This window comes from Vibrio sp. CUB2 (assembly GCF_001557945.1).
GTDB lineage: Bacteria > Pseudomonadota > Gammaproteobacteria > Enterobacterales > Vibrionaceae > Vibrio > Vibrio owensii.
On sequence record NZ_LNRB01000006.1, the window covers coordinates 114644 to 128781 of the forward strand.

A 14138-nucleotide genomic window follows, 5' to 3' on the forward strand; every position below is an offset into this window, starting at 1 on the left:
GCTATTGCACTTCGCAGTTTAAACAGAAGGCGTACTGACCTTTTGGATCGTTGAAGCTTTGCATCATGCTAGCGTCTTGTTCAAACTGTTGCGCGACTGGCTGAAGGCTCTTTGGAAGAAAGCTTGTTGCATCGATGCCTAAAGAGACTTTCACCTGATTCATGAATTCTTGAATGAATTGCTCAGTCGGTGAGAGAGGCTCTTCAACCCAGTAGATTTCGTAGTTTTCAACTTCAGCAAGTTTTGCAGCAAGTTTCACGGCATCATCGAAGTCACCCATTTGGTCGACTAAACCGAACGACAGTGCATCTTGGCCTGTCCAAACGCGACCTTGTGCCACTTTATCGACTTCGTCTAATGACATATCTCGGTTTGAACCAACCAGAGAAATAAAGCGTTTGTAGCCGTGCTCAATACCCAATTGGAACGCCTCAGAAGCGCCAGTAGAGAGGCCCGTCGTGATGCCGTCACCAGAGAATGGAGATGTGCCAACACCGTCAGTGCTGATGCCAAGTTTGTTGAAACCTTTCTCGAAAGTCGTGATTACGCTGAAGATACCAATTGAACCTGTCAGAGTCGTTGGTTGAGCAACGATCTTATCTGCACTCATAGAGATCCAGTAACCACCAGATGCTGCAAGACTCGACATTGAAACCACGACAGGTTTACCTGCTTCTTTCAGTGCTTCTACTTCATTGCGAATGACTTCAGAGGCAAACGCGCTACCACCAGGGCTATCAACACGAAGTACAACCGCTTTCACTTTGTCGTCATTGCGCGCTTGACGAAGTAGGCTTGCTACCGTGTCGCCGCCCACAGTGCCGCGTGGTTGTTGCCCATCCATGATTGTGCCGCTTGCGACGACTACTGCAATGTCGTTCTCTGACGGTGCGAGATTAGGACGCATGGTCGCTAGGTAGTCGTAGTAACCAATCGCGTTGTAGCTGTCTTTACCATCGCTACCAAACTCTTTCGCAAACAGCTTACGTACGTCTTGGCGAGTAGCCAGTTCGTCGACTAAGCCCATTTTTACGGCCAGCTGTGCTAGGTCACCATCTACAGACTTCATCTCTGCAAGCAATTCATCCATAGTTGGATTTAACACTTTGGCGTCGATTTTGCGGTTGGTTGCGACGTCATCAACGAACGCACTCCAAAGTTGAGTGATCCAGCGCGTTGCTGACTCTTTTGCTGCATCCGACATGTCGTCACGAATGAATGGCTCAATTGCTGATTTGTAAGTACCTACTCGGAATACGTGAGTCGATACGTCTAACTTCTCTAACAAGGTTTTGTAGTACATAGAGTAAGAGCTGTAGCCCTTAATCAATACGCCGCCGTCTGGTGCTAGGAAGACTTTATCTGCGTAACTTGCAAGGTAGTACTGGCTTTGGTTGTAGAAATCACCGACCGCGTATACTGGCTTGCCGGAGGTTTTGAACTCATTCAGTGCTTTTGCGATGTAACGAAGTTTCGTCAGGTTAGTTTCTGGCATATCGCGAAGAGCTAATACCAACCCCGACACTTTCGGGTCATCTTTCGCATAACGAATAGTATCTACGATGTCGAACAGTACGTTCTCTTTCGGGATTTCGTTACCCAGAATTGAGCCAGCTACCGAATCCATAGGATTGACATAACGTCGCTGTTCTACGATAGGACCAGATAGGTTCATCACAAGTGCCGATTCTTTATCGACGGTAGGCTGACCTTCACCAGTGTATGTAAAGGCAAAGTAGAAGACGGCAATCATCACTAAGAAGATCAGATTCATCAGCGCGAGTCTGACAAAGGTGATGGCTTTCCATATCCCCTTGAATATCAGACCAATAAATTTGAAGAGTTTTTTCATCTTGTCTCCATAACGAGATAGTCATTCCCTAATCTTACAAAGTATGGGTTCTTATCTCTAAGATCTCAAAAGATAACAATTTTTTTAGCTTATCACGGCAATTCAACAATTGGCATACTTTAACGTGAGATTGACTTGTGTTGCAAAAATGTAAACGCTTGTTTGATTTTTTGGTTTTTGCGGCGTACTGTGGTCAGACCACAACAATAAAAATGGATGTTTAGTGATGTCTGCCATGTACCCAAATTTGTTAAAGCCATTGGACTTAGGTTTTACACAGCTACGAAACCGCGTCCTGATGGGATCAATGCACACTGGTCTAGAAGAGCACAAAGAAGGACTACAAAAGCTTGCGGCGTTTTATGAAGAACGTGCCAAAGGCGGTGTAGGTCTAATCGTGACGGGCGGTTTCTCTCCAAACCTACGTGGCCGATTACATCCTTTGAGTGCAGAATTCAGTAAGCCAAAACATGCCAAAGCACATAAGGTTGTGACTGAAGCGGTGCACAAACACGGCGGCAAAATAGCCCTACAAATTCTACATGCAGGACGCTACGCGATGCACCCATTCGCGCAGAGTGCGTCTGGTATGAAAGCGCCTATCGCTAAATTTGCACCAAGCGAGATGAGCGAGCGTCAAATCAAAAAGACCATCGAAGCGTTCGCTAATAGTGCCGAGCTGGCTCAGCTAGCGGGCTATGATGGTGTCGAGCTGATGGGCTCTGAAGGTTATTTGATTAACCAATTCTTATGTAAACGTACCAACATGCGTTACGACGACTGGGGTGGCAGTTATAAAAAACGTATGCGCTTCCCGGTTGAAATCGTTAAAGCGGTGCGTAAAGCGGTCGGTGAAAAATTCATTATCATCTTCCGTCTTTCCATGCTCGATCTGGTCGAGCAGGGCAGTACGTTTGAAGATGTGATTGAACTGGCAAAAGCGCTGGAAGAGTCTGGTGTTACCATTATCAACACTGGTATCGGCTGGCACGAAGCGCGCATTCCAACTATTGCAACTCAGGTTCCTCGTGGCGCATTCACTTGGGTGACAGAAAAAGTCAAACCTCACGTCTCAGTGCCAATCATTACTTGTAACCGTATCAATACCCCAGATGAAGCCGAGCGAATTCTTTCTTCTGGCCATGCCGATATGGTTTCGATGGCGCGTCCATTCCTCGCTGACCCTTACTTTGTTGCCAAAGCAGAGCAGGAAAAATCTCAACTGATCAACACGTGTATTGGCTGTAACCAAGCATGCTTGGACAATGTATTCAAAGGCAAAAGAGCGAGTTGTTTAGTTAACCCGCTAGCGTGTTACGAGACGGAGATTGTTGTTGAAGAGGCATTCAAGAAGAAGAACATTGCGGTAGTAGGAGCCGGTCCTGCTGGTTTGGCTTGTGCGACGACGCTGGCAGAACGTGGGCACAAAGTGGATCTGTTTGAGAAGAACGATCGCATTGGTGGTCAGTTCCGTTTAGCGATGCAGATCCCGGGCAAAGAAGAGTTTCGCGAAACCATCCGTTACTTTGCGAACCGCATTGAAGAGACGGGTGTGAATCTTCACCTAGAGACAGAAGCCAATTACGACTTGCTGACCGAATACGATGAAGTTGTCATGGCATCGGGTGTTGAACCTCGCAAGGTAAAAATTGATGGTATCGATAACCCAGAGAAAGTGATCGACTACCAAACACTGATTCGAGATAAAACGCCTGTTGGTGAGAAAGTTGCGATTGTTGGGGCTGGTGGTATCGGTGTTGACGTAGCGACCATGATCACCGAGCCGGTAGGTCAAACATTAGACGACTGGCTGCATGAGTGGGGCATTGATAAAGAAATGTCTCAACCGGGCGGTTTGTATCCTTACCCTGACGCAGTGAGCGATAAAGAAGTATGGGTGCTTCAACGTCGTAAAGGGCGTGTTGGTAAAGGGCCGGGCAAAACCACGGGTTGGATTCATAAACGTACGCTAGAGAAACGTGGTGTTCACCTTTACGGTGGGGTGTCGTACGACAAGATTGATGATGCTGGATTACACATTCATGTAAATGGCAAAGAGGAACTGCTAGAAGCGGATAAAGTGGTGATTTGTGCAGGGCAAGAGTCCGTTCGTCCATTTGAAGACAAATGGCATGAGCTGGGAGAGAAGCTACACATTATTGGTGGCGCAGATCATGCGGGTGAACTTGATGCGGTGCGTGCCATTCGTCAAGGTGTCAAACTTGCTGTGAAACTCTAAAACGTAACCTCAAAAATAGTTTTTTCATTCGTTCTTAACCTTTTATCGCTGCGCCAAGTGCGCAGCTTTTTTTGTTCTAAATCCCTAGAAAACAGGTTGTTATTCGAAAGTTTGGATTATGCTAAAGTGAGCTGCGTAAAAAATAATAATTCAATCAAATAAGGACTTGCTCATGGAAGCTCTCGATCTTTTGCTCAACCGTCGTTCTATTGCCAAGTTGTCTGAGCCTGCGCCAGAAGGTAAAGCGTTGGAGAATATTATACGTGCAGGTCTGCGCGCGCCTGACCACGCGGGTTTAACCCCTTGGCGTTTTGTGATTGCTCAAGGCGATGGTTTAAAGAAACTGTCGGACATTCTTGTTAGAGCCGCTGAAGCGGAAAACAGTGAAGAAGCGGTGGTTGAAAAAGTAAAAAATGCTCCGTTTCGTGCGCCAATGGTCATCACGGTGATTGCGAAGGTGACGGAACATGAAAAAGTCCCTGCATTCGAGCAATACCTGTCAGCAGGCTGCGCGGCACAAGCGATGCAAATGGCAGCGGTAGCACAAGGTTTCCAAGGTTTCTGGCGTTCAGGTAAGTGGATGTTCCATCCTGAAGTGCATCAAGCTTTTGGCCTTGAAGGCGAAGATCAAATAGTTGGATTCTTATATCTTGGCACACCAGGTTGCACTCCAATGAAAGTGCCAGAGCGTGACCTGTCTCAGTTTGTTGAGTTTCAGTAAGCTAGAAAGTGACGCAATAACTGTTCATCTGTACAGTTTTCCTTGATTTGTTAGGGCTACATTAGATAATGTGGCCCTAATTATTATGATGTCCAAAACCTTATGTCTCGTCTGTTTATTGCTGAAAAACCAAGTCTAGGTCGCGCGATTGCGGCTGCATTACCAAACCCTCAAAAGAAAGGTCAAGGCTTTATCCGTTGTGGTAATGGTGACGTCGTTACTTGGTGTATTGGTCACTTGTTAGAGCAAGTTGAGCCTGATGCCTACGATGAACGCTATAAAAAATGGAATATAGCTGACTTGCCGATTATTCCTCAGCAATGGCAGCTAAGACCGAGAAAAAGTGCCAGTAAACAGCTCACGGTAATACGTAAACTCCTTAAAGATGCGACAGAAGTTATCCATGCAGGCGACCCGGATCGAGAGGGTCAATTGTTGGTGGACGAGGTGTTGGACTACTGCAAGCTCTCCAAAACAAAGAAAGAAGCGACACAACGACTTCTCATTTCAGACTTGAACTTACCCGCGGTCAAGCGTGCATTGAGCTCGATGCGTAGCAATCGCGATTTCATTCCTCTTTCTGTTTCAGCTTTGGCGCGTTCTCGTGCTGATTGGCTTTACGGAATGAACATGTCTCGCGCCTATACTTTGCTGGGCCAAAAAGCAGGCTACCAAGGCGTATTATCGGTCGGGCGAGTCCAAACTCCTGTACTTGGTTTGGTGGTACGTCGCGACGAAGAAATCGAAAACTTTGTACCTAAAGACTATTTCACTCTGCATGCATTGATCCCTTATCAAGATCAAAATGGTTCGTTTGATATTCGCGCTCGTTGGAAGCCAAGCGAGGCATGCAAACCTTGGCAAGATGAAGAAGGTCGAGTTCTTAACCGAAAGCTCGTCGAGAATGTGGCGAATCGCATTGCTAACCAGCCTGCGAAAGTCACGGAATCCGAGCAAAAGCAAACTAAGCAGTTTGCGCCACTTCCTTATTCATTATCAGCCTTGCAGATTGATGCTGCCAAACGCTATGGCATGAGTGCCCAACAGGTTTTGGATACTTGTCAGGCGTTGTATGAGAAGCACAAACTGATCACATACCCACGTTCTGATTGTCGTTACTTACCGATGGAGCATTATTCACAAGCGGGTTCTGTCACTTCCGCTATTGCCAACAATGCCAAAGAGCTACAAAGCGCGGTGCAAGGTGCGGACTTATCGATTAAGTCTAAAGCGTGGAACGACAAAAAAGTCGATGCTCACCACGCAATCATTCCAACACCAAAACAAGCGAATGTGAATGCGTTGTCTGGTAATGAGATGAAGGTGTATCAGCTCATTGCACGTCAATATTTAATGCAATTCTATCCAGCTGCAGTTTACGCGGAAGCGAAGCTCGTCTTTGATATTGCTGGTGGTACGTTTATCGCTAAAGGTCGCCAACTTATTTCTCCGGGCTGGAAAGCGTTGATGGGGAAAACGGACAAAGAAGACGATGGTATCGATGCTGTGCCGCCACTTGCAGAGGGCACCGTGCTGACTTGCCGTGAGGGTGAAATCAAAGATCGTAAAACAGAGCCGCCAAAGCATTTTACTGAGGCAACATTGCTTCAAGCCATGACGGGCATCGCTCGTTATGTGGCAGATAAAGAACTAAAAAAGATATTACGTGAAACCGATGGTCTGGGCACTGAAGCGACGAGGGCAGGCATTCTTGATACTTTATTCAAACGCCAATTGCTGACTCGTCAGGGGAAATCGATTTTGAGCTCACCAGCAGGACGTGGCTTGATCCACGCTTTGCCAATGGACTCGACGTACCCGGATATGACTGCGCATTGGGAACACCAATTACAAGGAATGGCAGAAAGAAACCAAGCATATCAACCTTTCATGCAAGCGTTAGAACAACGCATAGACGGGCTGATGGGCGAGGTGAAATCAGGTCCGATTCCGGAATCTCTGCGTCATCTTCCTAAAGTAGAGCGACCAGCATTCAAGCGTAAGAAGCGCAGTTACAACAAATCTGGTGCATCAAAAACGACGACCACCAAACGTAAATCCTCTAAATAACTCATGTTTACTTACAATCAAGCGGCACCATCCAGTGCCGCTTTCTTATATTAAGGTCATGGCTAGTCGAACAAGTTATCGTTCTTGTCGATTGCGCCTCTGACGTCATCTTGAGTTAATACTCGTTTACCTAAATCCTGTTTTACTTGTCGTCCTAAGTCGATCAGCGTATCGCGATTCGCTTGAGTTTGACGTTTACCTGCACTTCTTAAGCAGTAATTGAGCTCATGATCTTCACTGAAATTCACCAGATCTTTATCTGCTGCCATGGTTACTCTCCTTAGTGGGGTTAATACCTCACTAAGTCTGGATAGGAAACGGTGAAATTCAAGTTAAGTAATGAGACTGGAGAAGTGGAGAATGGGCGACGAAACCAGGAACCTTTCGTCGCCTGACATTAACTTATTGATAGTTGACTATTACCAAGGAAGTTCGGTGCCATCATAGTTAATAAACTGCCCCGAATTTTCTTGCGTGCTTTGCTCAATCACTTTTGCTAAACCATCAGCAGACGTTTGGGTGTCGATAAGGGCATTAGGCCCACCCATTTCAGTACGTACCCAGCCCGGATGAAGTGCCAAGACTGTGAAGCCCTCATCGGTTAGGTCATTACTTAAACTTTTAACAATAGAGTTGAGCGCTGCTTTGGAAGAGCGATAGATGTAACCACCACCAGAGGTGTTTTCCGTCATGCTGCCAACTTTAGAGGAGATACACGCAATTTTCTTCGTTTTGCCTTGTTGTAGCAGCGGATAAAAGCTTTCCACTAGCTTCAAAGGAGCGATGGTATTTATCTCGAAAACTTGTCGCCATTCTTCGATGTCGGTGTTACCAAAACCATAGCCTTTAGGCCCGTAGTAACCAGCATTGTTGATCAGTAGATCGATTGCTGGGAGTTCGCTTGTGAGTTGGGCGACTCCTTGGTAATCCGTCACGTCCAATTCATGTAGCACCAAGGTGTTATAACGCGATGCTAATGCGTGTAGTTCTTTACTGTCTGCTAGGTTACGGCTTGTCGCGTGAACTTGAGCGCCTTGTTGCAAATAGAGCTCGGTTAAACTCAAACCGATACCGCGATTCGCACCAGTAATAAAGACTGTCTGACTCATGAGTACACCTATCTGTCTGATTCAATGGGGTTAAGTGGAAACAGAACCATTGTGTTAGCTAAGGGCGATAAAATCAACTAACCACCATGCACCTAACATCATCGACATGAACAGAGACATCGCGCAGAAAGAACCAAAGAAAGCGCCGAGTATCGTATATAAGGTTTTATTCATAACAGGTAGAAATTTAATTGATATTGAAAATCATTATCAATTAAATTTCTTTTTAATCAACTCTGGGAGTTGGTACTATTTCACAACGTTTTATGAAAAGAATGTCTCATGCTGCCACTGATTTATCACCCTATTTACTCGCAACTCGATCTACCAAATGGTCACCGTTATCCGATCATGAAATATCGCTATCTTTATCAAGCTGTGATGGAGAAACTCGCGAGTGAAGATTGGGGAGGGCAAATTGAATTCTTCCAACCAAGCCCTCTAAGTACGGATGATATTAAACGCGTGCATGATGGGGAGTATGTTGACTTGTTGGTGACGGGAGCTATGCCTGCGGCCAAAATGCGTCGAATTGGGTTTCCTTGGAGTGAGGCGTTGATAACACGGACACTGACATCCACCGCCGGAACAGTACTGACCGCAGAAAAGGCATTAGAACATGGCGTCGCGATTCACCTAAGCGGTGGTTATCATCATGCGCACAAAAACTTTGGCAGTGGTTTTTGTCTATTCAACGATCTGGCGATTGCTGCTAAGCACATGCTTGATAATGAACACGTCGATAAAGTGATGATCATCGATAGTGATGTCCACCATGGCGATGGCACAGCGACGATTTGTGAAAGTGAACCCGACATTGTCACCTTGTCTTTCCATTGCGATAAAAACTTCCCGGCGAGAAAGCCAGACTCTGATCTTGACGTCCCTTTGAGTCGTGATACCAATGATGAAACGTATTTGATGACGTTTAAAGAGGTCGTCGAGATGGCGATTAACTTGCATCGTCCCGACATGGTGATATATGACGCTGGTGTGGATATTCATGTCGACGACGAACTGGGTTACTTCAACGTGTCGACGGAGGGCATATTTGAGCGAGACCGTTTCTTAATGCAGTTGATGAAAGACAGAGGTATTCCTGTTGCGGCTGTCGTTGGTGGTGGTTATCGAAGTGAACACGCGGATTTGGTGCCTATTCATATGCAGCTGTTGAATGCTGCCGAATTCGTTTTTAAAGACTGAATCTAGAATGTTGAAAATCGAGGTAATGGACTCAGTTCTCGAATGAACATTTAGGGCTGGGAATCCTTTCCCAATTTTATTTTCCTAGCCTTTGACGTTGTCTAAAACAACAAATGGATGGATTTAGCTAATGCAGAAAGAAGATGCTCCTGCTTTATGCCGAGGCGAATATTAGGGGGCTTCGCGGTATTTAGATAGTTATAAACACCTTACAATTCGCCTGATAAAAAATGTAATCAGCAACTAACCTTTTGATTGGTAAGGTGACGTCTCAAGCTTTTGAGTTTTTTAGTGATAATGAGCTATTGTCGATTAAATTCACTGAGTGGGTGGTTTCTATCACTTTAGATGCTTTCATTTGCGCGGAAATGACCATTAAATTATTTTTTCGGTGAATTTGAATTCATAATTAATATGTATTTTATAAATAATTGATGTTTAGTTTGCTTATGGCAGTCAAGTTTATCAATTTATGAATGAGATAGGATAACGCCTTTAAATTCATAAAATTAAATAAACTATTCGGACTGTATATGAACCATCAACGCATTTCCAATACCATCTCTTTTAAAGGGCGAGGGGGAGAGTTTTTTGGCATCTGGATTGTCAATGTTCTACTTTCTATCGTTACGCTTGGAATTTACTCTGCTTGGGCCAAAGTAAGAACAAAGCGCTACTTCTACGGTAACACGTACATCGACGGTGATAACTTTGAGTATCATGCCGAGCCAATGCAAATCTTAAAGGGGCGTTTAGTTGCGCTGGCGATTGTATTGGTATGGGGTATCGCAAACTCATTCATTCCCCAGCTGGCGCTTGTGCTCTTACTTCTGTTTTATGTCGCTCTGCCATGGCTGTTATGGAGCAACGCACGATTTGATTCTGCAATGACGAGTTACCGCAATGTTCACTTCTCTTTTAATTCGTCACTGAAAGATGCATACATCACCATACTTGGCCGAGGCTTTGGTGCTGCGCTGGCAGTCATGGTTTTCATTGGTATCTGTGTGGCGGTTGCAAGCGTTTCACAAGCTGCGTCGGTTATTTTAGGGCTTTGCTCAGTCGTCGTTATGGCTGCACTTTATGGTTGGGTTGTGGTTGGCGTTCAACGCTACTTTGTTAATGGCTACCGTTATGGTGATTGGCAGTTTAGTGGCGAACTTGAAACCAGTTTCTTTGTAAAAACCTATCTGAAAGCCGTAGCAATCGGTCTTAGCACAGCTATCGCGATTGCGATTGTAGCGGTCATTGTGATGGTTGGGAGCTCAGGGCTAATGGAAGCAGCAACGGGCGACTTGGCTTCACTGAATGAATCTAGCCCTGTCATTACAATGGTTGTCATGTACCTTGGCATGATTGGCTTAACCATCGGCTTGACAGCATACACAGCAACAAGAACTCGAAACTACTTGTTCTCTCAAATGAAGCTAGAAAAAGAAGGGCAAGAAGAAAACAACTTTACGTTTAAGTCTACCTATACAGTTGATGGCTATATGTGGCTGATTATCTCAAACTTCCTATTACAAGTTGTGACTTTGAGTATTGCGAGACCATGGGTAATGGTTCGTACTTCTCGCTATGTTGCTGACAAGACGATCGTCGTTGGAGACATGAGCCAACTGAAAGCTGCAGACCAAGATTCAAAAGTGAAATCAGCGATTTCTGATGAAGTTGCACAAGCCTTCGATCTCGGTGTTGGAATCGGTTAATGCAGTTTGAAGGAACCGCGTTTCCACCAAAAAGTTCTGAGCGACATCAAGCCAGATTGGATGTCGCTCAAGCTAACTCGCTGAGTTTGGTTGTTGCTGACAATATTTTTAGCTGTGATCAGCAGCACGCGGACATTACTGCTCCAGTCGGCAATTTACCCGTCAGATTTAAGCTGCCCAATGGTTGGGTTTTCGTTACCGAGCGTACTGAAGAAGTGTCTCGGTGGTTGGAGGCAAATAAAAGGTCGAGCTTTGTTGATAAAATTGAATCGAACTGGCTTGCTTGGGTCGTGTCTGCGATGGCATGTATTGCGGTTGTGCTCGGGGGATATTATTACGCGTTACCTTGGGTGAGCGACAAAGTCGCATACGCGATTCCTGACAGTGTCTCAGTTGTACTTGGCGAAAAGGTACTCGAAAGCTTGGATTCCCGTTGGGAAGCGAGCGAGCTGAGTAAAGCCGAACAAGAAGCCATTCGAAGCAGGGTAGAGCAGCACTTAGCGCAGTTAGAGGCGTTGCCTTATCAAGTAGAGATTGTTTTCCGATCTTCTGAGCTAGGAGCGAATGCGTTTGCCTTACCTGGTGGAAAGATTGTGCTGCTCGATGAATTAGTTGCGTTGTCTAAAAATCAGCAACAGTTGGACAGTATTATTCTTCACGAGCTCGGTCATATTCATCATCGCCACATGCTAAAGAGGTTGGTGTATTCGAGTGTCCTTTCTGTTGGTGTCGCCCTGTTAACTGGTGAAAGCTCTGGCATCGTGGACAATCTTGTCGGCGCAAGTGTGTTTGTGTTGTCCAGTGGTTACTCCAGAGAAGCCGAAATACAAGCCGATGCATTCGCAAGAGAGGCGATGCTCAAGGTTTATGGCGACACAAAGCCGATGGCTGAAATGTTTGAGTTGTTCCGTAACCAAGGTTATGACGAGTTGCCTGAGTGGTTGAGTACTCATCCAGATCTCGATAAAAGGATTGAGGCAGCGAAAGGAAACTAACTCTTTCATTCCAATACCTTAACGAAGAGAGCTCACTAATTGCTTAGCGGGCTTTCTCTAAACTTGGCTGAGTGCGGGGACGCCTAGTTCGGGGTTGCGTTCAACTAGGGATTTAGAAATCCCGTAATTTCCAAAGCGCTAAAACGACGAAAGCCCGTTGATTTCTCAACGAGATTTCTAAATGTGGCGGAGAGATAGGGATTTGAACCCTAGATACGCTATTAACGTATGCCGGTTTTCAAGACCGGTGCTTTCAACCACTCAGCCATCTCTCCGTGTTGACGCGAATAATATAAGGCTTTGAAAATCTTGTAAACCCCAAAATGAACCGTTTGGATGTTTACTGCACGATTTTGTGTTGTTTGTGGAGAAAAGAAACGAAAAAGCTCTTCGAGTGGAGAGCTTTTGTTCAATTAATTGCTTTTTGAATAGAAGCGCTGAAGTTCTGTCAGCCCTTGCATTAGCACTGGGAGCTTCGGTGTAGATTCTCTCAAACGCTTATAATTGTCGTCATAGAGCTTATAGTTACCGAATTTGTCTATAACAGTTGTTTGTGAGCTAGTGATAAGTGCGATTTCACGCGTGTCACCAGCTAGAATCCAGCGGCGACGGCTCTCATCAAATAAGTTACGGCCACTGCTGTAATCGTAGGGGTTTGAAGACACACCCAACATGTCTTGTAAAAGCGTTACAGACAAATCTAAGTGGCTCGTACTGTGCGTAAACTCGGCTGGTAGCATTCCCGGCCAGTGAATCACCATAGGTACTTGGAGTTGGTAACGGCTGTAGTTGCTGTTTGCTCCCCAGCTGTTGGTATTGGTTTCGTTAAACTCACTGCCGTGATTCGAAGTAATAACCACAATGGTGTTCGCCAGTAACTCATTAGCTTCCAAATCAGCAATAATTTCTGCAACGGTTTTATCTGCGGATTTTACTGACTGCTCATAAGCTTTCTTAAATCGTTCGCTGGCTGGGATCTCTTCGTTAGCAGCCATCGGCTCAGATTCAAAGTTGTCGACAGTGGTAACTTCGATGTAGCTAAACCAAGGCTTTTTCGCTTGTTCAGTTAGCCATGTATTCCAAGCTGCAATCGACTGCTTGTCGGTATGAGCTTGTGTGCCATCTAGCTCATTAGCCAGATTCAAGCCTCGGAAGATAACTTCTGAATACAGGTCATCTTCAAAACCATTACCGCTGAATAGACCAAAGCTGTAATCCTGATCTTTTAGTACGTCTAGTAATACTGGCGCACTGCCTTGCGCTTTGATGCTGCTTGCGTAACTGCTTGGCAAGCCATAGAACAAGCCAAATGCACCGTAAGTGTCATTGCTTGAGCTGTAATGATTCGTAAAGTTTTGATTGTCTTGCGCAAACTTGTACAAGTTCGGCATTTCGTTCTGGTTAAGTGCATCCGCACGAAGGTTATTCACGCTGATCATCAGCACGTTTAACTTGTTACCACGACGATTGAATTCAAGCTTCTCTAGCGGGTAGCTGACTAAATCGATGTTGCCTTGGTTCTCTGCTAAGCGTTTTAGGTACTCTTCACGGTCAAGAAGGCCATGTTTTTCCATAAAGCTCTTCGCCGTCATCGGGTATGACAATGGGAAGTTAGAGCGTTGGCTAGTAATCGGATTATAGAAGTAAGCATCAGCCCAAATGTAAACCAAATGGCTGGTCATAAAGCTTAAGAAGAACACGGCAGCTAAAGGACGGCCAACGTGTTTATGGGAAAGTTTGCGTTGTTTGCGCCAAACCCACTCAGAAAGAGCAAGTTGCACCAGGAAAATAAGCGGCATCACCACAAAAAGGTGTTGGAGATCAGAGCTGATCGCGCTTTTGTCTTCGCTAAACAACAGCTCCCAAACCACAGGGTTCAGGTGCAAATTAATGGATTGATACGCTTGAGTATCAATCAATAAAACGGTTTGACCAACCGTTGCGAATATCACTGCCACCAAGCGGAAAAGTTTCCTTGATGGCAGGACAAACGTCAGCGGAAATAGAACTAATAAGTACAGGGCGAAAACAAGGAAGCCAAAATGACCAACCCAAGATGCAGCCAGATAAAATTGCCCCATCAGGGTTTCTGGCCAAGGCGATTGAACGATATAGCGTGTACCTATCAACATCGATGCAACGATGTTGAAGAATGCAAACCAGTGACCCCAACCTACTAGTCGAGATACGCGTTCGCCGTATGAGTTTCCGCTGTCTACCATGTACTTGTTCTATTATCC

Annotated in this window: 10 protein-coding genes and 1 tRNA gene; 6 read left to right on the forward strand and 5 right to left on the reverse strand. The window is 45.4% G+C overall.

What is annotated here, in order from left to right:
• Position 1: 1 nt before the first annotated feature.
• Positions 2–1852, reverse strand: coding sequence for a signal peptide peptidase SppA (gene sppA / locus ATB78_RS11610; protein ID WP_009707309.1), 1851 nt, complete (start codon positions 1850–1852; stop codon positions 2–4).
• A gap of 226 nt (positions 1853–2078) precedes the next feature.
• On the opposite strand from sppA, the gene ATB78_RS11615 reads away from it, so the two are divergent.
• The 3 genes from ATB78_RS11615 to ATB78_RS11625 all read left to right on the forward strand — a co-directional run bounded on the left by ATB78_RS11615 (position 2079) and on the right by ATB78_RS11625 (position 6882).
• A complete protein-coding gene (locus ATB78_RS11615) occupies positions 2079–4091 on the forward strand; it encodes an NADPH-dependent 2,4-dienoyl-CoA reductase (protein ID WP_045480694.1) in 2013 nt (670 codons plus the stop codon).
• A 172-nt stretch (positions 4092–4263) separates the two neighbouring features.
• On the forward strand, positions 4264–4812 hold the full coding sequence (locus ATB78_RS11620) for an NAD(P)H nitroreductase (protein ID WP_038896083.1): 549 nt from the start codon (positions 4264–4266) through the stop codon (positions 4810–4812).
• Positions 4813–4914: 102 nt separating this feature from the next.
• Positions 4915–6882 (forward strand): DNA topoisomerase III, encoded by a 1968-nt coding sequence (locus ATB78_RS11625; RefSeq protein ID WP_061008731.1) that lies wholly within the window; start codon positions 4915–4917, stop codon positions 6880–6882.
• Positions 6883–6944: 62 nt separating this feature from the next.
• Here the strand turns inward: ATB78_RS11625 and ATB78_RS11630 are convergent, their stop codons facing one another.
• Complete coding sequence (locus tag ATB78_RS11630) at positions 6945–7151, reverse strand: hypothetical protein (RefSeq protein ID WP_009707305.1); 207 nt, start codon at positions 7149–7151, stop codon at positions 6945–6947.
• Positions 7152–7301: 150 nt separating this feature from the next.
• On the reverse strand, positions 7302–7991 hold the full coding sequence (locus tag ATB78_RS11635) for an SDR family oxidoreductase (RefSeq protein ID WP_061008732.1): 690 nt from the start codon (positions 7989–7991) through the stop codon (positions 7302–7304).
• 282 nt (positions 7992–8273) lie between these two features.
• Between ATB78_RS11635 and ATB78_RS11640 the strand changes: the two genes are divergently transcribed.
• The 3 genes from ATB78_RS11640 (at position 8274) to ATB78_RS11650 (ending at position 11898) form a co-directional block, all read left to right on the forward strand.
• Complete coding sequence (locus ATB78_RS11640; RefSeq protein ID WP_061008733.1) at positions 8274–9194, forward strand: histone deacetylase; 921 nt, start codon at positions 8274–8276, stop codon at positions 9192–9194.
• A gap of 533 nt (positions 9195–9727) precedes the next feature.
• Entirely contained in the window at positions 9728–10903 is a 1176-nt protein-coding gene (locus tag ATB78_RS11645) for a YjgN family protein (protein ID WP_061008734.1), read from the forward strand.
• Positions 10903–11898: a M48 family metallopeptidase gene (locus ATB78_RS11650; protein ID WP_061008735.1), complete on the forward strand. Its 996-nt coding sequence runs from the start codon at positions 10903–10905 to the stop codon at positions 11896–11898. The genes ATB78_RS11645 and ATB78_RS11650 overlap by 1 nt, the downstream gene beginning before the upstream one ends.
• 184 nt (positions 11899–12082) lie before the next feature.
• Here ATB78_RS11650 and ATB78_RS11655 read toward each other — a convergent pair.
• Both ATB78_RS11655 and ATB78_RS11660 read right to left on the reverse strand, forming a co-directional pair.
• Positions 12083–12173: transfer RNA gene (locus ATB78_RS11655), tRNA-Ser, on the reverse strand.
• A 138-nt stretch (positions 12174–12311) separates the two neighbouring features.
• Positions 12312–14120, reverse strand: a complete 1809-nt coding sequence (locus tag ATB78_RS11660; protein WP_005439714.1) for a DUF3413 domain-containing protein — start codon at positions 14118–14120, stop codon at positions 12312–12314.
• Between the last annotated feature and the right edge of the window lie 18 nt (positions 14121–14138).